The organism is Vibrio sp. YT-16, from assembly GCF_033337405.1.
Classification (GTDB): domain Bacteria; phylum Pseudomonadota; class Gammaproteobacteria; order Enterobacterales; family Vibrionaceae; genus Vibrio; species Vibrio alginolyticus.
Genome location: NZ_JAWOQQ010000005.1, coordinates 144,744 through 166,686, shown reverse-complemented (window position 1 = coordinate 166,686; position 21,943 = coordinate 144,744). Strand labels below are relative to the sequence as shown.

Sequence of the window (21,943 nt, the reverse complement as noted above, 5' to 3'; positions counted from 1 at the left end):
TCTATAGCGCAACCTCAGTTGCTAAGGTGACAACATGAAATCATTAAACATCGCGGTCATTGGCGAATGTATGGTTGAGCTACAGAAAAAGGAAGGTCAGCTAAAGCAGTCATTCGGTGGTGATACGTTGAATACCGCACTGTATTTATCTCGTTTGACCAAAGCTCACGATATCAAAACCAGCTATGTAACGGCTCTGGGTAACGATCCTTTTAGCCAAGAAATGCTATCAGCATGGCAAGAAGAGGGCATCGATACTAGTCTGGTTCTTTCCGTTAAAGAAAAGCAACCAGGTATTTACTACATCGAAACCGATGAAACTGGCGAACGTTACTTCCACTACTGGCGTAACGAAGCGGCCGCTAAGTTCCTATTCGAGCAAAATGAGTCTCCGCAATTAGTCGACAAACTTTACTCGTACGATGCGGTTTACTTGAGCGGTATTACATTAGCGATCCTTACTGAAGAAGGTAAGACGCAACTGTTTGGCTTCCTTGAGCGCTTCAAGGCACAAGGTGGTAAGGTTATTTTCGATAACAACTACCGTCCTAAATTGTGGGAGAGCCGCGAGAATGCCATGTCTTGGTACCTTAAGATCCTTAAGCACACAGATATCGCACTGCTCACATTTGAAGATGAGCAAATGCTTTACGGTGACGAGCATCTAGAACAGTGCATCGAGAGAACCTCTGCACTGGGCGTGGATGAAATCATCATCAAACGTGGTAGCAAAGATTGCTTGGTTGTGGCGAATGGCGAAGCGCAATACGTGGCGCCAAACAAAGTCGACAACGTGATTGATACAACAGCGGCTGGTGATTCTTTCAGTGCGGGCTTCTTGGCGAAGCGTTTGACTGGCGGCAATGCAGCGGAATCGGCTTACTCTGGCCACTGTATGGCTGGCGCGGTAATTCAACATAAAGGTGCCATCATTCCACGTGAAGTGATGCCAGATCTTCCTTTGTAATTCTTTTGCGGAGCGTTGAGTAATCGGCGCTCCGCAGTGATTTATTGAACTCAAGTTAACGACGACGAGTACACTCTTATGACGACATTAAACGAACAATTAGCAAACCTAAAAGTAATTCCTGTTATTGCCATCAACAAAGCAGAAGATGCGATCCCTCTAGGCCGCACGTTGGTTGAAAACGGTATGCCTTGCGCAGAAATCACGTTCCGCACAGAGTGTGCAGCGGACGCAATCGCAGCGATGCGCGCTGAGTTCCCTGAAATGCTGATTGGCGCGGGTACAGTTTTGACTAACGAGCAAGTTGACCAAGCGATCGAAGCTGGTGTGGACTTTATCGTAAGCCCTGGCTTTAACCCTCGCACGGTTCAATACTGCCTAGACAAAGGCGTGGCTATCGTACCTGGCGTAAACAACCCAAGCCTAGTTGAGCAAGCGATGGAAATGGGTTTGCGTACACTTAAGTTCTTCCCTGCTGAGCCATCTGGCGGCGTTGGTATGCTTAAAGCACTAACGGCGGTTTACCCAGTGAAATTCATGCCAACAGGTGGCGTGAGCCTAGGTAACGTAGACGAGTACCTGTCTATCCCTTCAGTACTGGCATGTGGCGGTACTTGGATGGTTCCAACAAAACTTATCGATGAAGGTAAGTGGGATGAACTAGGGACACTGGTTCGCGACGCAGTAGCTCACGTAGCATAAGTGTCGTAACACCCCGATAAAACTAGCGAAAGAATGAAAAGCGAGCCTCAGTGCTCGCTTTTTTGTGTTTGAAAGTTTGAAAGAGGCGAGAGTTAAGAATCGCATTCATATAAATCCTACTTTCTATCAAATTTTTTCGAAACATCTCATTACGTTTCCTTCAAAGAAATGCCGCGCATTTTTGATCTTCAGACAAAGCGCGAAGAAGAAAAATATTCCATACTCTAATAAATTTCAACTAGACAATTTGTATTACAATATATTGAGGTGTTCTGAGTAGCAATTATCTCCTAGAAAGCCATTGGTCTAAGAAAGTAAGGGGTTTGACGTATTCTTTTCGTTGAATAACTTATGCTTTAGATCACAATTAAAGCTTATTGTAGTACAAATGGAGTTGTGAGAAGAGTAGTCTAGACGTTAGAAAATGATCAAACTTGAAAGGCTGAAAAAATGACTATTGATACTCTTGTTGTTCTTGCCTACTTCTTCTTCTTAGTTGCAATTGGTTGGATGTTCCGTAAGTTCACTACCTCAACCAGTGACTACTTCCGAGGGGGCGGTAAGATGTTATGGTGGATGGTAGGTGCTACCGCCTTCATGACGCAATTTTCAGCATGGACGTTTACAGGTGCCGCAGGACGCGCGTTCAATGACGGTTTCGTTGTTGTAATCCTATTCTTAGCCAACGCATTTGGCTACTTCATGAACTATCTCTACTTTGCTCCAAAGTTCCGTCAGTTACGTGTAGTGACGGCGATTGAAGCAATTCGTCAACGTTTTGGTAAGACTTCAGAGCAGTTCTTCACTTGGGCTGGTATGCCAGACAGCTTGATCTCAGCCGGTATTTGGTTGAATGGTCTTGCGATTTTCGTGGCAGCGGTCTTCAACATTCCTATGGAAGCGACCATCATCGTTACGGGTTTAGTGCTAATGCTAATGGCGGTAACGGGTGGCTCTTGGGCAGTTGTTGCATCTGACTTTATGCAGATGCTGGTTATCATGGCAGTGACGATCACTTGTGCGGTGGCGGCATACTTCCATGGTGGCGGTATTGGCAACATCGTGTCGAACTTCCACGGCGACTTCATGCTGGGTAACAACCTGAACTACTTCAGTATCTTTATCCTTTGGGTTGTGTTCATCTTTGTTAAACAGTTCGGTGTCATGAACAACAGCATCAACGCTTACCGCTACTTATGTGCAAAAGACAGTGAAAACGCACGTAAAGCTGCAGGTCTTGCATGTGTGCTGATGATTGTTGGTCCTATCATCTGGTTCCTACCACCTTGGTACGTTGCGGCATTTATGCCTGATTTCGCAGAGCAATACGGCTCAGTAGGTGGTGATGCAGCTTACCTAGCATTCGTACAAAACGTAATGCCAGCAGGTATGGTGGGTCTTCTGATGTCAGCAATGTTTGCGGCGACCATGTCTTCAATGGACTCTGGTCTTAACCGTAACGCGGGCATCTTTGTGATGAACTTCTACAGCCCGATTGTGCGTCCACAAGCGTCGCAAAAAGAACTGGTTATCGTGAGTAAAGCAACGACTATCGTGATGGGCTTCATCATCATTGGTATCGGTCTATTCATTAACTCACTACGTCACTTGAGCCTGTTCGATATCGTACTGAACGTCGGTGCATTAATTGGCTTCCCAATGCTGATTCCTGTACTACTTGGTATGTGGATTCGTAAGACGCCGGATTGGGCTGGTTGGGCAACACTGGTTGTTGGTGGCTTTGTTTCTTACATCTTCGGTATCTCACTACAAGCAGAAGATGTAGAGCGCCTATTCGGTCTAGAGCAAGCGTTTACAGGACGTGAGTGGGCAGACCTAAAAGTTGGCTTGAGCTTAGCGGCACACGTTATCTTCACCGGTGGTTTCTTCTTGCTGACAACGCGCTTCTACAAAGGTCTATCACTTGAACGTGAGAAAGAAGTGGACCAATTGTTCGAGAACTGGAATACGCCACTTGTGGCTGACAGCGAAGAGCAGCAGAACCTAGATACAAAACAGCGCGGCATGCTTGGTAAGCTTATCAGCGTAGCGGGCTTCGGTATCCTAGCTATGGCTCTAATTCCAAATGAACCATCTGGTCGACTACTGTTTATCTTGTGTGGTGCGATTGTTCTCTCGGTGGGTGTTCTATTGGTGAACGCAGCCCGAGGGCCTAAAAGCCCAAAGTTAGCTAACGCGAAAAGCTAACCAAAGTTAAAGACTCTCAATGAAAAATCCCGCGGTGTTAAAGCCGTGGGATTTTTTGATCAAGCTGACTGAGAAAGCGTGGCGCATCGTTTGTTGTTATTCGTTGTATTGGGGAACTCCCAATAAGGTGCGACTATATTCACATTAGAGTCGTCAGCCTAAAGCGAAAAAGCAATCTAACTTTCTTTGCACGCCGTGTTTACACTTTACACCCCAAACCTGATGCTTTGTCTATTTAAATAAATATGTGTGCCTTCTTAGCAAAGAAAAAGCATTAAATCAGACGTAGCTTTAATGAGGCGTACGCCAGAAATAGGAGAGAGGTTTTGAAGTGTGAGTGGAAAATATATAAGAGAATTGGAAGAGGCTGCCCTGCAAAACTTTAAAGGAGTGGCTAGGGTATCAAGGAGTGATGAGCGTCTGGGGAAAAACAAAAAAAGCCCAGCTACATTGGTAGCTGGGCTTTTAGTTACAACTGAGTGTGACTAAGCTTCTAGCTCTGCAAAGTAGTCGAAGATGACTGGAACGTCATTTTGACCAAGGCCTTTATCAACTGCTGCTTGTAGACTCCTAGAAGTGCCCTCTGCAATCAGGGAAGTTGTACCAAGCTCTTCGCATAGAGCAAGGAAGTAACCGAGGTCTTTGTTTGCGTTTGCGACAGAGAAGCCTAGTTTTTCTTCGCCATCTACGGCGTAAAACTTACAGAATTGCATAAATGGTGAGTTTGATGGTCCTGCAGACATGATGTCGAATAATTGTTGACCATCAACACCAGCACGTTTAGCAACAGCAAATGCCTGAGACATTGTTGCTACGGTTGTCATACCCATAAAGTTATTCACAAGCTTAGTTACGTGACCAGAGCCTAGTGTGCCAAGGTGGAATACGTTTTCACCTTGATCGTCCAGCACTGGCTTAACCTTATTGAATGTTTCGACGTCGCCTGCGGCCATGATGTTCAGTAAACCATCTTTTGCGTGGGCAGGTGTACGACCTAGAGGCGCATCAATCATACCAGCCCCTTTCTTAGCAAGGTCAGCGCCAATCTTCTTCGTTGAAGCTGGAATAGATGTACCGAAGTCGATGAGTGTTTTACCTTCTGACATGCCAGCTAGAACACCAATGTCTCCGTAAACAACTTTTTCGACAACTTCAGATGTTGTTAGGCACAGCATCACGATATCACTTTTCTCTGCTAGCTCTTTACCTGAAGAAGCTTCAGAAGCGTTTCCACGAGCTAGTACTGCGTCAACAGCATCTTTATTGAGGTCCATTACAGCAACTTCGTAACCACGTTTCTGTAGGTTTTCAACCATGTTTCCGCCCATCAAGCCTAGGCCGATGAAACCAATGATAGGTTTAGTCATTTTAACTCCAAAAATAATATTGTATGATTATATTGCTTGTTAGTAATCATAATGACTATTGTGGCTTTTGCAATTGAAAATTATGAGCATAGCGGGCTTGGGATGAATTTTTTCTAAAAGTGAGATGTAAGTAAGGTTTGTGGGGGTTTTATTCATCAGTGTATATAAGAAAAGCGGATTCATCACGCTTCCATTTTATCGTGAACAAAGCCTTTAGGAGGCTTAAATAACGTAAAAATAAGATTTATTGTAATACAAGTGATTTTGTTTCAGCTAGAGGAATACTGTCTATACCAAAAATGGGTGAAACGTTCCAGATGGGGTGAAAGGCGAGGTGGTATAAGGATAAGCCGCAGTACAAACATACTGCGGCCGTTATCAAATCAGTACTAAAGCGTACTTACTGATAGGTAAAAAGACTTATTGGTACTAAATGCCTAAAGCTTGACCACCACCAATTTGCAGTGTTTCTGCGGTAATGAATGATGCATCTTTACTTACCAGAAAAGAGATAGCAGAGGCGACTTCCTCTGGCAGGCCTAGGCGTCCAAGCATAATACTGTCTGCCCAAGAAGCAAATACTTCAGGCTTGGTTGCTTTGATTTGAGCATGGAATGGTGTATCGATAGTGCCAGGAGATACTGCATTGACTCGAATTCCTGCCGGAGCTAACTCTTTAGCTAAAGCGCGAGTTAATGTATGAACGGCGGCTTTTGATGTACCGTAAATACCTGCACCTGGACCACCTGCATTCCAAGCAGCGTTTGAAGTGAAGTTGATAATTGATGCGTTATCAGACTTTTTTAGAAATGGAATCGCTGCGCGTGATACGAAGAATGCACTATCGAGGTTTAAAGCCATGACTTTACGGAAAAAAGCAGTTTCCATACCTTCAATAGGACTACGACCACCAAGACCACCTGCGTTATTAACGACAACATCGATTTTGCCGTATTTTTCACCAATAGCATTGATGTTTTCATCGACGGCATGTTCATCTGTAACGTCAAAACCGTAGTATTCAGCCTCAATCCCTGCGTTATGTAGTTTGGAGACACACTCCGAACCTTTTTCATCTTCAATGCCGTTTAGAATGACCGTGTATCCATCCTGACCAAGACGCTTTGCCACTTGGAAGCCGATACCGCCAGTAGCACCAGAAATAAATGCAATTTTAGTAGACATAATGGTGTTCTCTCATGTTTGTAGAGTTGGAAAGGATTTTTTATTTAACATAGAGTATTATTGTAATACAAATGTTTTTAATAAACAGAGAAACACCAACAATGAGAAGTCGATCACGTACTTTTTTGAGATGCTGACTCATCCAGTGGCATATATCGACTTTTACGGTCGTGCATGATTTGTATCTAGTCAGGAGAATCGGGATATATAAACAATTGAGCTTATAGCTGCGGGCTTAGCTCGTTGGGCTGAGGTTTGTTTCTAGTAGAAAGAAAGCTGATTAACCGTGGGTCTTTGTTGCCAAACTTATGATTTCATTTAGGCTTGCCAAGTGATGGTTGGAGAACTTTGTCGAGAGGTTGAGTTTTAAGCGGGTAGGGAACCTTTTTAGGATCTTAAGTCTTTCAAGGTCATTCTGAATAGCGAGGGACGAGCGTGATTTAGAATCTCTTGCCCGAGCTCGCTGTTATGATATATGACGCCGTTTCGCCAAGCGTTATTTATCACCATTATTCTGAAGAGTCGAGTTAGGACCTATTGGATAATGATTTTGACTAAGCTGAGATAAAAATGCCCGCTAAATCAGCGGGCACTTTTGTTTGCGTCATTAATGATGCATGTGTTTTTCCATGTGGCCTTGTTTCTCAACCGCCATTTCCACTTCAACCTTACCTGCGTTTTTGAAGGTTAATGTCATAGGGAAGCGGTCACCCTCTTTAAGAGTTTGTGTTGGGTTAAAAATCATTAAATGGAAGCTGCCTGGTTTAAACAACACAGACTCATTGGCTGGAACGCGCACTTCGTCAATCTTAATCATTTTCATCACACCATCTTCTTTCTTATGCGTGTGAATTTCGACATGCCCTGCGATAGGGCTTTCTGCTGCGATCAATGTATCTTCACTGTCACCGTGGTTGGTTAATTGAAAAAAACCACCGATAACAGGTGCGTTTGGTGGCGCTTCGCGGCTCCATGGATGGTCGATATGAATTTTTCCTGCTTCATAATCGTGCGCTAAACTCAGTGGGCTAGCGATGACAGCAATAAGCGCGATAGCGGCGGTTTTAAATGATTTAAGCATGTGTTTTTCCTTTTGAATGAATAGCTTCTCTGAATGGACAACAAACAGAGTCATCGTTATTTTTGAATAAAGTTGTCAATGATTAGATGCCTGTTAGGCAGGAAAAACACTCGGCGGAGAGTGCTTAGGCGCGATGTGTTTGTAAACGAGCTTATCGCATTTTGAAAAGTGATAAGTCGTCAGTGCATACTTTACTCGGCGCAGCCAATGGATGGTTGTCAGGTAAAGCCCAATCGCAACTAAAAGAAAGAATTGAACAGCTTGAAGAAGCGGGCATTCAAACTGGAAGCCGTCGTGTAAGTTAAGATCTTGGATGAGCTTAGAAGAAGATTGAGCGTTAGCCTCAATCAACGTATTGATATCCACCCATTTGAAACCATCTGCGGTACACAGTAAAACCTTTTCACTTTGGACTTTGTTGAGCCAAGTTGTGCTGTGAACTTGTGTAGGATTAAGAGCGGCTGTGGACGCTAAATACAACTGAAACAACACCGCGATAATAACCGCAATAGCGTGCAAGCGATGGTGTTTGTGCTGTATTAGAGTGTTTTCCATACAATTGAGTGCTTATCTTCTTCGGCGCGGGATACTAACAAATTAACCAAACAATGTAATTATCAGTTTACTAAAAGGTGATGCAAGTGTGCATTATTTGTTTTGTTGCCTATTTTTAACGCTTTAATGTCTTGATTCGGCTGACATTCACAACCTCCAATTCAACTTGTCAGTCTTGCTTAGTCGCTTCTGAAGATACCGAATTAATCTCTCTTATATGTCACTGAAGCTTCGGTTAGTGGGTGTCGTGGTGGTGTTTTTACGTGCTAGATTTGGCTGATATCGATTCAAAATGCACACCGAATCTTCACTTGTTTTCCATTAACGGAATTATGACAGTAATTTAATAAAGGATACGGTATTCTGCGCTCCTTTGTATATGCCAGAAACGTCCGTCCTACTTAGTCGGAGGGGCGATTAATCTTAAGAAATTTCTCAAATGAAATACGAACAACAGATTGGATATCGATACCCTAAAGGTCGATTTGCCATGGTGAGTGTATATGCATTCACCGGTGCTGCGATTTTAGCATCGACTATTTTTTCTCTATTGCTGTTTTTGTCGATCGACGAAAACCCGATGATGCAAACGTTATTTGGTGGTTTAGCGATCATTTTTGAAGCGGGTAAATTTTACGCTTGGTATGAATACGGTGAGCGCCGAGCCCATCGCAACTACACAGGAGCAGCAACCGCTCTCGTGTTTTATTTAGTCTTAGCTGCGATTTCCATTGGCGGTAGTATTGGTGGCATTAATAGTGCAACAAATAGTGCACAAAGTCATATTTCGGTAGAGCAGGCGAAAGTGGAAGCGTTTAATCGTCAGATTGCAGCAATCGATAAGCAGATTGAGCTCAACAATATGGCAGCGCAGAAATACATCGAGATGGAGCGTATCGCGACTGGTGTAACTCGCATTCAGGATCAAAACAAAACCTTACGTGAAGAGCAGCAACGCTTGGCTATGGAGCGTGATAGTTTACCGCCGGTTACGCAAGGCTCAGTGATTGGTTTGATTGATAGCCTAGCCAACGCATTTGGTACCACCTCTCAGCAAGCTCAGCTTGGCTTGGTTGTATTTCTTTCGATTCTTTTGGACTTCTTTGCTGCATTTTTTGTTGGCTTGATTGGTGAAGAGCAACGGTTCCGATATTTCTATCGCAGAAATGAGGGCATGATATTGAAAACAGTTCGCGATATAGACCCAGCGCCTGCGGGTTATCTTCCTCATATAAAAGAGGAAGAAGAGCAAGAAATACCAGCTGCGCCGGAGCCAGAAGAACCAAAGGAACCGAAAGCCTTGTTAGAGCAAGTTAGTGATGCACTTAAAACGCATCAAATTACGTGCACCAAAAAAGCCGTTGCTAAACAGTTTAGGCTGTCTGCGGAAGAGGTAGACAAGGTATTTGAAGAATTGGCAGAGCTCGGTTTAGTGGGGAAAAAAGCCAACCACCATTATCATTGGATAGGTGAAGCAGAAACCGCATAATTGGTTATCTATTAGAGTTCGGAAAGAGCGTCAATCGGCGCTCTTTTTTTTGGGAGGGGGGAGTTTCGCTATTAAAGTTAACTACAAGAAAGCGTATCAATCTTTATTGAGCTTTTTGGTTACATCTTTCACCGTTTTCTTCTCTTTTTCCGGTGTCATTGCATCAACAGCTTTACCCGCCACCCCTTCATCTGGCAATTTGTCTTTTCCTGCATCAACTGCGGTATCTTTCAGTGCCTCTTTAGGCGTACAGCGACCACCAACACCAACCACGGCTTTTGTCGCAGCGGCTTTAGCTGCCTTTTCTGCATCGCAATCAGGATCCATAACGCTAGCTAAGCTCGTGGCTGAACCAAAAAACAAGATTAACAAAATGAGGTTGCGTTTTTTCATAGTTGTCACCAATGTTGTGAAACATAGGTAAAGTGTAACGGAGAGAAAAGGCTTTGGCTGAGAATTTGTTGGTTTGAGCTTGGGAAGCAAAGTAAGGTGAAAAGAAAAAGTGCCATCGAAGTGACACTTTTTCTTAAGCGTAGAAGGGATTAGTTGTCGTAAACGTCTAACTCCACTTCACGGGCAATATTTTGGTCGTTAATGATCACACCTTCGACTTCGACACGAGCACCATTTAGGTTAAGTTCTTCGATGCCTTGGAAGCGTGTTTGTGCATCAATCACAACGGTCGTGTTGTTTAGCAATTGATCTGCGTCGTTTTCGCAACGCTCGATTTCAAATGTGCTTGCTTCAGCATCGTAGTTTGATACGTATCCTTCACATTCAAATTCTTTACCTTGCCATTGGTTGTTATCGTCAAAGTCTGGTTGCTCAAACTCAATAACGGTAGCGATGCGTTTGCCATTTTTCATGACAGACGTTACTTCCACTTCTTGGCCTTGTTTTAGGTTCGCTTTGCTGCCGTCTTCAAATCGTGTTGCGTTATCGATGAAGAATGCTCCTCGGTAGTTTAGAGAGAACTCACTATAATCCTTGGCAACCCAAGTCACGATACCTTCCACATCGCTGTCATTTTTTAGATCGTCGTAGTCTTCAACTTGTACCTCATGTGCCATGAAGATACCGTTTTGCATTTCACCTTCTACTTCCACCCATTGGCCGATGCTAAGTTGGCTAATGTTGTCGTAAGATACGGTTATATTTGTACCAAGCTCAAACGTGCCAGCATTTTCATCGATACTGGTAATACGGCCTTCCAGTTCGTAGTCGTTATCAAGTACTGGGTAATCGTTATCTACGTCGAGTTCGACCACAGACAACACTCGATAACCCGCATCCGCAGTCGGCAAGGATGACACCATCACCCAGTCGTTGATCTCTATATCATCACTTAAACCGTCAAACTGCAGATCTACGCCGTTTACCGTAAATGTTTTCTTCACATGATCAATCGCTGTGACACGTCCTGTAATGGTTGGTTCAAGTGTGACTCGGACGCCATTGTTCGAAGCTTGCCGAATATCTGACCCCACGCGAACCACCATTTTTGGTTTTACATCGGCCAATTGCACTTGTGTGTCGTCATAAACCACCTCAGACACACGATACGTATGTCCATTGACGGTTAAGGTGCTTTCTTCAGCGTTGACCGCTTCAACAGAGCCCATCGCTACACTTGGTTTCACTGTTGGTTGAGTTGGTGTGCTATCGCTATTGCTGCCACCACCTGAACCACCACAACCAGACAATGCCAAACCTACTACAGAAATAAGAGCGAGTTTTTTCATTGTATTAACCTCAATTTACGAGCGAGTTTAGGAAATTGCCTGTATCTTATTGGGCATATCGTGAAGAGATCGTGAAGAAATGTGATTTTATGAAAATTTTAATTGTAGATGACAACCATAACGTCTCGGAGACGATTGCAGACTATCTTGAGCTCGAAGGCATGATTATCGATTGTGCGTTTCATGGAGAGGCTGCGATTAAGTTAATCGAGGAAAATCATTACGATGTAATTATCATGGATATCATGATGCCGAAGCTCGATGGCATCAGTACGGTACAGAAGCTTCGACAAGATAAGTTATGTGGAACGCCAATTCTCTTCCTAACGGCAAAAGATACGCTAGATGACAAAATCGCGGCTTTTAAAGCGGGGGGAGATGACTATTTAATGAAGCCATTTGCGATGGAAGAGCTCAGTTTGCGTGTTCATGCTTTGGCTAATCGTGGTCCAAGACAAGATATCGGAACGCTCAAATTTGCAGATATTTGTTTAGATGCGCGTACAGGAAAAGTAACGAGAAAAGACAAAGAAATTAAGCTGAGTCGAATTCAAACTAAAATTTTAAAATTGCTCCTCCAACGTGCTCCAGCAGCGGTCTCGCGCACAGAAGTGATCGATAGTGTGTGGGGAGACGAACCACCTGGAAGTGATGCACTTCGTAGCCATATTTATGGTTTAAGAACCGCACTAGACAAAGGTTTTGAAGAATCACGATTAGAGACTATTCATGGACAAGGTTACCGACTTAAAGCATAACGAATATCCAAGCATTTATCGCAAGATCCGTTGGGGTTTTGGGGTCATGACGTTTGTGATGTTTACTCTTTTTTGGTCGCTGATTTATGTGGCAGAAAACAAACTGGAAGTGCTGAGTTTACATCACTGGCTCGATACTGAAGCTGCGCTTTATAGTGAGAATTTCGAGAAACAGGGCTGGGATGCGCCATTGCCAAACGTATTGGAGTTCAACTCATATTGGAGTGAAGCTCCGACACCGGATTGGTTGCTCTCTTTTACTTCACCTGGTTTTTACGAATACCTGCTTGGTGAAGAAGACAAACACTTTGTTGTATTGAACCATCCCTCAGGGAAGGGGCTTATGTACATTGTATTTCAAGATGACTCCGATGATTACCTCGACGAATACGAAAGCTCGCTGCATCAGTTTACGCTACTGCTCGGTGGCTTATTTTCATTTGTTATGGTCGGGTATGGCATTTATATGGTGCGAATATTGTCTCGACCACTAGCGCAAATCGAAGAAAAAATTAGCCAAATGTCACCGGATCAACCCGCTTTCCAAGTTGAAACTAAGTTCAGCGAAACACGCCAGATAGAGCAAACTTTGCTGGATAATAAAAACGATATCGCGGGCTATTTCAAACGAGAACAAGAATTTAGTCGTTTTGCATCACATGAGTTGAGAACGCCAATTATGGTGATAAAAGGCTCAACAGACATTCTGACGCGTATTCCTGATCAACCTCGAATTGCGCAAAAAGCCATCACGAGGATGCAGTCAGCTTGTGACGAAATGCGTGTACTGACAGAAGCGTTTCTCTTACTTGGTAAAGAGAAAATAGAGCCTCAGCATTACGGAGAGCATCAGCTTCTCACTTGTTTACAAAAACAGTTGGAAGAGCTAGCTCCTTTATTTGCCAAGCAAGATTCGAATTACGCTTTGCACGAACAACATAGTGGTGTAGTGAAGGCACCAGAGAGTTTTGTGGCCATTGTTATCAACAATCTGATTAAAAACGCCTTTAGCTATAGTGTGGGAGATATTGAAATTGAGTTGAAAGGTCATGCGCTTAAGATCCTAAATCGTCACGATGGCAACGAGACGTACAACGCTGGTTATGGTTGTGGGCTTGTTATCGTACAACGAATATGTGAACGGATGGGATGGGCGTTAGTACTGGACGATGATGGTGTTCGATTTAGTGCAAAAGTGGAGTTCTGCTCTTAGCTTTGCGCGTATTGATTCAAGTGAGAATTAACGCTCTGGATTTTTCTTGTCGTACGCATCTAACCCGCAGTCAAACAAGAAAAAACTGGAATTTGAATTAGACTGAAGTTAGTGAAGCGGAAACTCGAGGAACCGTTATGCTCTCTTATCAGGTCAGCCGAAGTATTGAAATTAATAAGAATCAAAGTGAAATTATTGGCTATCTCAAGAACTTCAATAACTGGCCCAGCTGGTCACCATGGATCATTCTTGAACCAAGCTGCGAGCTGACATTCAGTGATAATCAGGGCCACGTTGGAGCTGGTTATCAATGGAATGGTCAGCGTATTGGGACTGGCGCGATTGTACTGGAAAGTACTCAAGAGCATCGATTAGATATGGAGCTGCATTTCTTTCGCCCAATCAAGAGCCATGGAAAGGTGACTCTAATCGTGACGCCGTCACAAAATGGCTGTTTAGTCGAATGGCAAATGCAATCTCGCGTCCCTTGGTACCTGTTCTTTCTGAAAAGTATGTTTAAGTCGATGATAGAGATGGATTATCAACGTGGGTTACGCATGCTTAAAAGTAAGCTTGAAACCGGAAGAGTGCATTCAGACTTAGTCGAAATTGGTAACCGAACGTTGCCTCAAATTCATTATATTGGGGTCAAGGGTGTGGCTAGCTTGCAGGAATTAGGTTCGGTAATTGAGAAGCATGTTCAGCAACTAGAACAGTTAATTAGTGACGAAACCCTATCCGTGAATGGTGAATTGTTTTGTTATTACGAGTCGATGAATATGCAGAAAGGAATATTCGAGTTTATCACTTGCTTTCCTCTTCATAACTCAGTACCAGCGCCTCAAGGGGCGGTTACCGGTACCATTCCTGAGAGTGAAATATTTGTCGTTGAACACCGAGGTGAATATCAGTTTTTGGGAAATGCATGGGCTTTAGCGATGAACTTGGTTCGTCAGAGTGGCATGAAAGTCAAAACCAGTCCTTTAGGAATCGAACGCTACCTGAATAGTCCGAAGGAAACCACGGAAGAAGAGCTAAGAACGGAAATTATTTTGTTTAAGAAATGACAGGCGCAGGCGAGTAGGGTGTTTAGGTATCATACTGGTTATGCGAAATGTTATTAAAGAATAATAGCCTATCTGTTCCTACCCATAAAAATGCCTCAGCAATCGCTGAGGCATGGTTTTACAGGCCAACTTCTCTTGTTAGAGAATTATTGTGCACGGTATTTACCGCTGTTTAGTTCAATTTTAGACGCTTTTACCCGGCTGTCTGCGTTTAGGTAGTCGCTAATACTTAGCAGATCTTGATCTTGAGATGCTTTTAACACCGCTGATTCCCCCTCTGCGAAGATAACTTCTAATTTTAACTCTTTGGCGACTGCTTTCGCTTCGTTAGGATTGTTTACGGTGATATAAACCAGTCCAGTGGCTTTGGATACGCTACTAAACGCATTCTTAAACACCTCATCACCCGCTTGAAGTTTTACGTCTTCAGATAGGGTTCTAATAGTGCCAGTTTGCACTTTTCGATAATCTTGGCCATTAATCTCAACCGCTTCTGATGGCACAAACAGTTCTGGTGCAGGCTGTTGAGAGAGCTGTTGCTCAGCGTATACACTCGACGTCATGATAACGAGAGCCAGCATAGAAAATGATTTGTATTTCATGTTATTGACTCCTTAGTGTCCAAATATGCGCATCGACCAGTTCTTAATAACACCGGGCTGAGCGTTGTTTGCCATCGGAACGTCATAGATGGTGGAAGAGTTGAAATATGCAATGTAAGAATAGACTTCATCGCCGTTCGTATCTATTGCTCGCAACGTCCATTCGCCTTTTGCATCTTCGCCATAAAATTGGTTAGACAACATTAATTGATCTTTGTAGCCAGTAATCGATGAATCAAGAGATTGACCAACAAGACCATTGCGCGGTGTTTGCAAAACGGAACGAGTCCCTGATGGCGAAATGAGCTCGATAGCTAAGTCGGGCAGACGAGCGTGGTCCAGTGTCAATGTCACTTGAACGGATTCTACTGTCAGCTCATCGGCAATGGCGATACTTGAAGAACCACCAACTAGACTTGCATCGGGTACACTTACTTCTGTAGCGTTATTAACCCATGGCGTAATGACTTGAGTTGGCAAAACACGATTCGTCATGCGAGCACGTTGCATCGCTTCATCTAAATCTACAGCGCCGAAGCCATAAAAAGTATGGAAATCTACGCCTGCTGCGTTTTTTTGCCAAGGGGCAATTGCCTCGTAGCTAACCTGTTCACCTTTATGGTTAGTAAATTCAAGCTGTACGCCTGGATGCGCTTTATCCGTTACTTTTGCTGTCTCCGCTAGTAAAGCACGTACATCACGAGCAGAAAGTGCGTGGTTGGTTGACATGATTGCCGCGATGGCACCCGATGTGTTCGGCGCAGCCGATGAGGTTCCGTTCATCGTACTGGTATAGTTACAGTTCGGATCGAGCTCCGTTCCGCCGTGTAACCCATTAATGCCAAGGCCATCACTGGTATTTTGCCCTTCTTCACAACCCATTAAATCAGTGGTGACCATAGCAGGGAAATCTTGCCCATATTCACCTGCTGGTGCTGCAACCCACACGTTCGAACCCACAGATGAGTAACTCGCTCGCGTACCATCCGCTCGTAGTGCACTAGTGACTAAATTGAAGTAATTGGCGTTATCATAAGACTGAGCAGAGTTGTGCATCGGTAAGCCTTGATTGTCTCCACCAGCAAAGAAGTTACTTGGCAATACGAAGAATCGCCCTGCATTGAAATAACGGTAACCATTACCTGCTGACTTTACAAATACAGCCCCTCGACCCCAGGCGTTACTCTCGCTGACGTTTTTCATCACGTCCATTTCAAGTTTTAGTTGAGGGTCGCTTTCATCAAAAGTAATCGGGTTTATAGGGCTGAAACCGTAACTTTGGTTAAATACGCGAACATCACGTGTTGCTGGGTCCATGCCATGGGAGATTAACCAGCCTTCTAATGTCTGGTTGGCTAACCAGTTAAAACCGATGAGGGAAGAGAGAGAAGCGACACCGCGTCCGCCTTCACCATTGTTGCCGACGGCGCTAATCAAACCGGCTACAGCAGTGCCATGACCATTAGTATCAACCGGATAACTTGGTGGGAATGAAGAGTCTTCGACGAAGTTTCTGCTACCTGTAACTATATTACCTGCAAGGTCGGGGTGATCGATCTGCACTCCAGAATCAATAACGGCAACTTTCACACCAACACCTGCAATCCCCATTGCCTGAGTGAGCTTAGTGTTTAAGTCGTTCCCAGCAACAGCAGGATTAGCCGCAAACGCAGTTTGCCCCGTGTTGTCTAAGTGCCATTGTTCAGAATAGAGTGGATCAAACGCCGAGACGGCAGGTGCAATGCCTACTGCCAACATAGCAGCAAATAGGCGATTAATGCGTATTTCCATTTTTGACCTCATGTCTTTGTTTGGAATTTTTTAGTTCCTGTTTCATATTCCGCTAACAGGAACAAACAAAGCTAACGACAAAGAATAAGGACGAAAACCATTTACAACTTGTTTACATTAAAAGTTCGATGGACAACATAAGTCTTTGTTAATTTACTGAAACTATGAGGTTTTTATATGTCGCATCGAACATGCATGAAAAGTGAAAAGCAGAAAATACGAGTGTACCGTCTGCTTCAAGAGGGGGGGTATTTAGTTGGAGCGGGTTGAATAGTTGCCATTGGTTTCTTAGGTTCGGCTTTTTCCTTAGGCAGCACGTTATCAATCCACTTTTTAATGTACAACTTATCGAATTCTTTATCACACCACTTTTTGTTTAATCCACGTCGATTGAACTCAGCACCAATCGCCACTTTGGTTTGGTTAGTTGCACGGTTGTAGTAGAGAGTTTCACATAGTTGAGTGTTACTCATTTGCTGGGCATATACGTTGACACTGCTGCTGCGCATTCCCAGTTGAGATGCTTGCTGATTACTACACGCCATAAGAAATAGAGGCGCAAAAGTAATAATGATTAGATTTTTTTTCATGTGTGCTTTTTTATGATGTAGGATGAATGACGAACTGGTTTCTACCAGCTTGCTTCGCATCATACAAAGCTTGGTCTGCCAAGAAAAACCATTGATCCCATTCTTGTTTAATTATTTGTGCCGACAGTTTGTCCACTGCTCCAAGGGAAATTGTCGCGTTTAATGGTTTAGAGTCAACCACCAATGGCGTGTTTTCAACAGTATATCTCAATCGCTCCAAAAACTTAGCGCAATCTTCAGCTCGCTGTACTTCGAATAATAGGACAAACTCTTCTCCACCCCAACGAATGAGTAGGTCACCAGAGCGAGTGGATTCATTAAATAGCGTGGCAATATGAGTCAGCATTTTATCGCCAATATCGTGTCCATATTGATCATTAAAGGTTTTAAAATGATCAACATCTAAAACTGCTAAGGCAAATGTTCTATCTGGGCTTCTACGAGCCATTTTGTCCAGCCAAATGTGAAGATAGCGACGGTTATGCAGTTGAGTTAACGGATCGGTAGTATTTTCTTGAGTGAGTGCTTTATTAATACGTCTAACGCGCAGTACGTAACGAAAACCAACGACACCAATTGCCGTAATAGCGATAAAGTAGAACATTTCTCGATAGCGCTGCGAACGCAGTTCAGACGCTTGTAGCGCATTTTTTGTTTCTAGCAATTTGAGTTCTTTCTGGGCTAACTTAGCTTCGAGATCAAACTTAATGTTAATCATCTCTTCACCATGAATATGATGAGAAAACTCAGCCTCTAGCTCTCTTAATTGGGTTAAATAATGAAAAGCAGCTTCATAGTCATTAAGAATTTGATGAGCGTTTACCAGTACCGAAAGCATATCAATACGCTGCCGCAGCTCTAATTCACTGGTTGATTTGGTTTGTTCTAGAACGTTAAGCGCTGTTGTAATAGCTCTATCGTATTGTTTGTTTGCGAGGTAAGCCTCTGCAAATGCCTCGTAACAAGACGTTTTTAGCATTTCTAGATTTTTTGGAATGGGCAGGTCTACGCAACGTTGTGCGACCATTAATGCATCATCAATTTTTCCTACCGAGCTCAACATTTGTGAAAAGCTGGATAAAGAGTGGTGCTTGACTGTGTCCGACCCCGTTTGCATTGAAAGTCGAATGGCTTCATTGAAATAATATTCCGCTTTTTTGTTATCTCCGAGGCTCGAGTGAACGATGCTAAGGTTTGCGTAGATAACCCCCATAAAAAAGCTATTATCGTATTGATATTCGCTCTCTAGGTAAGTGTCGAGGGCTTGCGTTAGGTAGCTGTTGGCCCGAGCCCAATCTGATGCGTCGATGTAGACCGTCCCAATGTTGTTCAGTGTCATCGCGACTTGTATTTCAAATACTGTTTTTTCTAATAACTCATAGGCATTGCGATAATATTTTAGGCCACTGCGTAGTTGATTTCGAGATACTTCTAGATTGCCTAACCAGCGGTAAGCACGGCCTTCTAATGCTAGATAACCAAGATCACGGGCTGTAGAAACAACGTCATGGAGTAACAATTCTGCGTTCCAGTTATCGTCTTGCTCAATCATTGTTACAGCCTTATTGAGCTGTGCTTCAGCGACGACCCATTCCAAATGGTGCTTTTTACCGAATTCGATTAAATCGGGCATATCTTTCGGTAATGGAACGCCTTCGTAACGCTTAAGGTACTTTCGTGCAAAGTAATACAGAGCAAGAGACTCCGCTGATGCATTCTGTGGCGCATTTAACTCATCTTTTTGAATTGATCGCGGCTTACCCATCGAGCGAAAGTAGAGTTTTAACATGGGCTTGCTTTCTGCTGAAATGTGTTCTTCCAGATAAGCTTGCTTTTCGGTACTCGCCAGTACGTTGGTGGGATGCAAGAAAAGTCCAAGTGCAGTACAAATTGCGCAAGCCAGTGTTTTAATTGAGAAGTGCATGAGCGTATTAATAAAATGTGATCTCTTAACCGAATACCAGTTAAGTCTACCATTTCTTGTTGGTTAAGTGCGGATGGATTCCCAGTGGCAAAGTGTTTTGGGAGTGAGATACGAGAAGTATCTCTATAATATTATGATTTATAAAAACAAAATCTATTGAAAACTTATGTAATGATTGGAAGATGGCATAGGTAGGGTAACGATGGAAGGTAAGTGAGCATACTCGGTGGATTCAATCTAATGATTTAAGCCGCGGATTCATCGCTCGAAATCAGGGTGAAGTGTAAAAAATTACGTTTCTGTCATAAATATTTAATGTTTGTATGGGTTGTTAAAAAACTGGATATTAGACATAGTGTTATTAAGCCAATAAAAAATGGCTTTTATAATAAATAGGAGATTAACTATGCATAATGAAATGATTCAACCTTCGCACTTCGGCATTATCGGCCGTACCTGCATCGCTTCAGTACTTATGATTGCGGGTGTTTTCGCTCTTATTTAAGAGCCAAGGGTAACGATGATTACCTTTTAAAGAGTAAGAAAATTCAGGGAATCACCTTAACCTTGTGTAAGGTATTCCCCTGAAGATCCAAGCTAGTCTTTAGTTATTAGCTGAAGAAGCTAAAAATCAATGCACTTACCGCCACAATGCCTGCTGCTAGAACAAAGTAAGTAGAGATATTTCCTCGATATTGTTTCATCGCCTCGATTTTATACACCGCTAACATTGGCATAATAAATAAGATCATTGCAATAACAGGCCCTGACAATGCTTCCATCATACCAAGAATACTTGGGTTCATGATCGCCGCCGCCCAGATTGAGAAGAACAGTGCTGCCACGCTGATACGATCAACACGCTTCTCAGGTAGGTTAAAATGCTTGTTAATTAAACCATTTAAGCTTTCACGCGCACCTAAAAAATGCCCAAGGAAAGATGAAGTGATAGCGACAAACGCTACTAAAGGACCAAGTGTTGCAATAAATGGATTATCGGTTGCGTTCGCTAAGTAAGACAATACGGATACGTTTTGTTCTTTTGCTTGAGCCAATTGTTCAGGTGACAGTGTTAGCACACAGGAAAATACAAAAATAAGAACAAACGCAATCAGCATGATGCTAGTGCGACGAAGAATAACTTCGGATTTGGCATCTGCCTGCTTACCGTAATGGCGACGTTGTACATTTGCAAAGCTTGAAATTGCAGCTGCGTGACTAAACGAGAAAATCACTACAGGAACTGCTAACCACATAGTGCTAGCAAAAGCTGACGCTTCTGGCACATCCATGACAGGCATGGTCCAGTTCGGTATTAAGTAAAATGATAGAAAGGCAAGAATGGCAACAAGTGGGAACACCATAATGGCAAAGGCCCGTAGCATTACTTTTTCACCCGCCATCATAATAGCAATTAGTGCAAACACTAGTACGCCAGAAAGCAAAGGTCTAGGTAAAGAAGCCATATCAGCCTGATTTACCATGAAGCTATCTACTGTGTTTGTTATTCCAACACCATATATCAACAGGATCGGGAAGATCGAAAGAAAATACAGCAGTGAAATAGAACGGCCTGCTTTTGCGCCGAAGTGCTCTTCCACTACATCAGTGAAGTCTGCGTTTTTGATCTTAGAAGATAGTACAAAACGAGCTAAGCCACGGTGCGCAAGATAGGTCATTGGAAAAGCAAGTACTGCCATCGCGACTAAAGGCCAAAAACCACCAATCCCAAGGTTAATTGGCAGAAACAGGATGCCTGCGCCAACGGCTGTTCCAAATAGGCTAAGAACCCAATGTGTATCATGTTTTGACCAAGCTGTGGTTGTGTTTATTTCACTAGGATTTAAGGCATTTCGAGATTCTTTCACTTTAAAACTCGCTTTTATAAAAATAATAATGCTGAAAATGGTAAAGGTTTTAGTGTTTATTATCACACGCGAAGCTTGGTGAATAATGCTGTGAATTTGGGGTGGTTGTAAATTATCCAACTATGAATTTTTCAATAAACCAGAATAAAGTTCTTAAATTTAATGCGTTTAATGGTTGTATGTGTTGAAATTTTCATCCTGTGTGGTTTTTGATTTTGCGGTTAAAACTTAATCACGGATGTATGTTCTAAGTGAGTTAGGCCTAATTTTCAGGAAGAATATTACATTTCTTAAGCACTTAATTGAGATGTTTGTGTCCCGTCATTTAGATGAGATTTAGGTATACTGCTGCCATTCATGTTAAAGAAGGAGTCATTGAATGGACATCTTGTCTGCGCAAAAAGAGGACTTATTTGCGATATATAAGCTCGAAAATACTTTATTTGGAGAACACGCCTATCCTCAATTTTTCTTTCGGCAAGCTTTTGATTGTTGGGGAGAGACCTTACTGGTAGCAAAAGAGGGAGAGCAGGTCGCAGGGTATATATTGCTAACGACTAGCACAAATGCACATCAATATTGGATCATGTCATTGGCCGTCGATATTCAACATAGAGGTAAAGGTATTGCGCGTTCCCTCCTAGAAAACGTTATTGCGCCGTTGACGTTAGGCTCAAGCGTGAAATTGACTGTCGATCCTAAGAACCAACCTGCATTGTCTTTATACCTCTCCCTTGGCTTTAAAACGTTAGAAGAAGAAGCGCATTATTTTGGTGACGAAGAATCCAGGTTAGTCATGGAATTAGTAAAGTAATACTGCACGATAATGACCGA

Annotated in this window: 19 protein-coding genes; 8 read left to right on the top strand and 11 right to left on the bottom strand. The window is 43.1% G+C overall.

Annotated features, from left to right (window positions below):
- Positions 1 to 34 precede the first annotated feature (34 nt).
- From R7F07_RS11355 to R7F07_RS11345, 3 genes are all read left to right on the top strand, one after another.
- Entirely contained in the window at positions 35 to 967 is a 933-nt protein-coding gene (locus tag R7F07_RS11355) for a sugar kinase (protein ID WP_167415983.1), read from the top strand.
- A 78-nt stretch (positions 968 to 1,045) separates the two neighbouring features.
- A complete protein-coding gene (locus R7F07_RS11350; RefSeq protein WP_171342559.1) occupies positions 1,046 to 1,669 on the top strand; it encodes a bifunctional 4-hydroxy-2-oxoglutarate aldolase/2-dehydro-3-deoxy-phosphogluconate aldolase in 624 nt (207 codons plus the stop codon).
- Between the two features lie 450 nt (positions 1,670 to 2,119).
- Complete coding sequence (locus tag R7F07_RS11345) at positions 2,120 to 3,877, top strand: sodium:solute symporter family transporter (RefSeq protein WP_017821226.1); 1,758 nt, start codon at positions 2,120 to 2,122, stop codon at positions 3,875 to 3,877.
- A 485-nt stretch (positions 3,878 to 4,362) separates the two neighbouring features.
- Here the strand turns inward: R7F07_RS11345 and R7F07_RS11340 are convergent, their stop codons facing one another.
- The 4 genes from R7F07_RS11340 to R7F07_RS11325 form a co-directional block, all read right to left on the bottom strand.
- Positions 4,363 to 5,244, bottom strand: a complete 882-nt coding sequence (locus R7F07_RS11340; RefSeq protein WP_054574330.1) for an NAD(P)-dependent oxidoreductase — start codon at positions 5,242 to 5,244, stop codon at positions 4,363 to 4,365.
- A 429-nt stretch (positions 5,245 to 5,673) separates the two neighbouring features.
- Positions 5,674 to 6,429 (bottom strand): SDR family NAD(P)-dependent oxidoreductase, encoded by a 756-nt coding sequence (locus R7F07_RS11335; RefSeq protein ID WP_171342560.1) that lies wholly within the window; start codon positions 6,427 to 6,429, stop codon positions 5,674 to 5,676.
- Between the two features lie 607 nt (positions 6,430 to 7,036).
- Positions 7,037 to 7,510, bottom strand: coding sequence for a copper chaperone PCu(A)C (locus R7F07_RS11330; protein WP_085568981.1), 474 nt, complete (start codon positions 7,508 to 7,510; stop codon positions 7,037 to 7,039).
- 93 nt (positions 7,511 to 7,603) lie between these two features.
- Positions 7,604 to 8,065, bottom strand: a complete 462-nt coding sequence (locus R7F07_RS11325; RefSeq protein ID WP_005388493.1) for a hypothetical protein — start codon at positions 8,063 to 8,065, stop codon at positions 7,604 to 7,606.
- Between the two features lie 439 nt (positions 8,066 to 8,504).
- On the opposite strand from R7F07_RS11325, the gene R7F07_RS11320 reads away from it, so the two are divergent.
- A complete protein-coding gene (locus R7F07_RS11320) occupies positions 8,505 to 9,554 on the top strand; it encodes a Preprotein translocase subunit SecY (RefSeq protein WP_171342561.1) in 1,050 nt (349 codons plus the stop codon).
- A gap of 96 nt (positions 9,555 to 9,650) precedes the next feature.
- Here the strand turns inward: R7F07_RS11320 and R7F07_RS11315 are convergent, their stop codons facing one another.
- A complete protein-coding gene (locus R7F07_RS11315; protein ID WP_005375845.1) occupies positions 9,651 to 9,947 on the bottom strand; it encodes a hypothetical protein in 297 nt (98 codons plus the stop codon).
- A gap of 149 nt (positions 9,948 to 10,096) precedes the next feature.
- The gene (locus R7F07_RS11310) at positions 10,097 to 11,296 is read right to left on the bottom strand and encodes a DUF5666 domain-containing protein (protein ID WP_171342562.1); all 1,200 of its coding nucleotides are present in this window, start codon (positions 11,294 to 11,296) and stop codon (positions 10,097 to 10,099) included.
- Positions 11,297 to 11,385: 89 nt separating this feature from the next.
- Between R7F07_RS11310 and R7F07_RS11305 the strand changes: the two genes are divergently transcribed.
- From R7F07_RS11305 to R7F07_RS11295, 3 genes are all read left to right on the top strand, one after another.
- Positions 11,386 to 12,054, top strand: a complete 669-nt coding sequence (locus R7F07_RS11305) for a response regulator transcription factor (RefSeq protein ID WP_025767686.1) — start codon at positions 11,386 to 11,388, stop codon at positions 12,052 to 12,054.
- Positions 12,026 to 13,267, top strand: coding sequence for a sensor histidine kinase (locus R7F07_RS11300; protein WP_171342563.1), 1,242 nt, complete (start codon positions 12,026 to 12,028; stop codon positions 13,265 to 13,267). Before R7F07_RS11305 ends, R7F07_RS11300 begins: the two co-directional genes overlap by 29 nt.
- Positions 13,268 to 13,404: 137 nt before the next feature.
- Positions 13,405 to 14,334, top strand: coding sequence for an SRPBCC family protein (locus R7F07_RS11295; RefSeq protein WP_171342564.1), 930 nt, complete (start codon positions 13,405 to 13,407; stop codon positions 14,332 to 14,334).
- Between the two features lie 146 nt (positions 14,335 to 14,480).
- Here R7F07_RS11295 and R7F07_RS11290 read toward each other — a convergent pair whose 3' ends face one another.
- The 5 genes from R7F07_RS11290 to R7F07_RS11270 form a co-directional block, all read right to left on the bottom strand.
- On the bottom strand, positions 14,481 to 14,936 hold the full coding sequence (locus R7F07_RS11290) for a hypothetical protein (RefSeq protein WP_171342565.1): 456 nt from the start codon (positions 14,934 to 14,936) through the stop codon (positions 14,481 to 14,483).
- A 12-nt stretch (positions 14,937 to 14,948) separates the two neighbouring features.
- Positions 14,949 to 16,727, bottom strand: coding sequence for a S8 family peptidase (locus R7F07_RS11285; protein ID WP_017820240.1), 1,779 nt, complete (start codon positions 16,725 to 16,727; stop codon positions 14,949 to 14,951).
- Positions 16,728 to 16,963: 236 nt separating this feature from the next.
- The gene (locus tag R7F07_RS11280; protein ID WP_171342566.1) at positions 16,964 to 17,317 is read right to left on the bottom strand and encodes a hypothetical protein; all 354 of its coding nucleotides are present in this window, start codon (positions 17,315 to 17,317) and stop codon (positions 16,964 to 16,966) included.
- A 10-nt stretch (positions 17,318 to 17,327) separates the two neighbouring features.
- Entirely contained in the window at positions 17,328 to 19,241 is a 1,914-nt protein-coding gene (locus tag R7F07_RS11275) for a tetratricopeptide repeat-containing diguanylate cyclase (protein WP_171342567.1), read from the bottom strand.
- 611 nt (positions 19,242 to 19,852) lie between these two features.
- Entirely contained in the window at positions 19,853 to 21,109 is a 1,257-nt protein-coding gene (locus R7F07_RS11270) for an aromatic amino acid transport family protein (protein WP_158155229.1), read from the bottom strand.
- 379 nt (positions 21,110 to 21,488) lie between these two features.
- Here R7F07_RS11270 and R7F07_RS11265 point away from each other — a divergent pair, with 379 nt between their 5' ends.
- Positions 21,489 to 21,923 carry a GNAT family N-acetyltransferase gene (locus R7F07_RS11265; RefSeq protein WP_054574324.1) on the top strand — a complete coding sequence of 145 codons (435 nt, stop codon included), beginning with the start codon at positions 21,489 to 21,491 and terminating at the stop codon, positions 21,921 to 21,923.
- Positions 21,924 to 21,943 lie beyond the last annotated feature (20 nt).

What these genes read in the sequence shown, in the direction of transcription:
- R7F07_RS11325 (WP_005388493.1), bottom strand. Translation starts at nt 8,065, where the DNA reads ATGGAAAACACTCTAATACAGCACAAACACCATCGCTTGCACGCTATT.
- R7F07_RS11345 (WP_017821226.1), top strand. Translation starts at nt 2,120, where the DNA reads ATGACTATTGATACTCTTGTTGTTCTTGCCTACTTCTTCTTCTTAGTT.
- R7F07_RS11310 (WP_171342562.1), bottom strand. Translation starts at nt 11,296, where the DNA reads ATGAAAAAACTCGCTCTTATTTCTGTAGTAGGTTTGGCATTGTCTGGT.
- R7F07_RS11290 (WP_171342565.1), bottom strand. Translation starts at nt 14,936, where the DNA reads ATGAAATACAAATCATTTTCTATGCTGGCTCTCGTTATCATGACGTCG.
- R7F07_RS11330 (WP_085568981.1), bottom strand. Translation starts at nt 7,510, where the DNA reads ATGCTTAAATCATTTAAAACCGCCGCTATCGCGCTTATTGCTGTCATC.
- R7F07_RS11275 (WP_171342567.1), bottom strand. Translation starts at nt 19,241, where the DNA reads ATGCACTTCTCAATTAAAACACTGGCTTGCGCAATTTGTACTGCACTT.
- R7F07_RS11355 (WP_167415983.1), top strand. Translation starts at nt 35, where the DNA reads ATGAAATCATTAAACATCGCGGTCATTGGCGAATGTATGGTTGAGCTA.
- R7F07_RS11280 (WP_171342566.1), bottom strand. Translation starts at nt 17,317, where the DNA reads ATGAAAAAAAATCTAATCATTATTACTTTTGCGCCTCTATTTCTTATG.
- R7F07_RS11335 (WP_171342560.1), bottom strand. Translation starts at nt 6,429, where the DNA reads ATGTCTACTAAAATTGCATTTATTTCTGGTGCTACTGGCGGTATCGGC.
- R7F07_RS11320 (WP_171342561.1), top strand. Translation starts at nt 8,505, where the DNA reads ATGAAATACGAACAACAGATTGGATATCGATACCCTAAAGGTCGATTT.
- R7F07_RS11350 (WP_171342559.1), top strand. Translation starts at nt 1,046, where the DNA reads ATGACGACATTAAACGAACAATTAGCAAACCTAAAAGTAATTCCTGTT.
- R7F07_RS11340 (WP_054574330.1), bottom strand. Translation starts at nt 5,244, where the DNA reads ATGACTAAACCTATCATTGGTTTCATCGGCCTAGGCTTGATGGGCGGA.
- R7F07_RS11265 (WP_054574324.1), top strand. Translation starts at nt 21,489, where the DNA reads ATGGACATCTTGTCTGCGCAAAAAGAGGACTTATTTGCGATATATAAG.
- R7F07_RS11305 (WP_025767686.1), top strand. Translation starts at nt 11,386, where the DNA reads ATGAAAATTTTAATTGTAGATGACAACCATAACGTCTCGGAGACGATT.
- R7F07_RS11300 (WP_171342563.1), top strand. Translation starts at nt 12,026, where the DNA reads ATGGACAAGGTTACCGACTTAAAGCATAACGAATATCCAAGCATTTAT.
- R7F07_RS11285 (WP_017820240.1), bottom strand. Translation starts at nt 16,727, where the DNA reads ATGGAAATACGCATTAATCGCCTATTTGCTGCTATGTTGGCAGTAGGC.
- R7F07_RS11315 (WP_005375845.1), bottom strand. Translation starts at nt 9,947, where the DNA reads ATGAAAAAACGCAACCTCATTTTGTTAATCTTGTTTTTTGGTTCAGCC.
- R7F07_RS11295 (WP_171342564.1), top strand. Translation starts at nt 13,405, where the DNA reads ATGCTCTCTTATCAGGTCAGCCGAAGTATTGAAATTAATAAGAATCAA.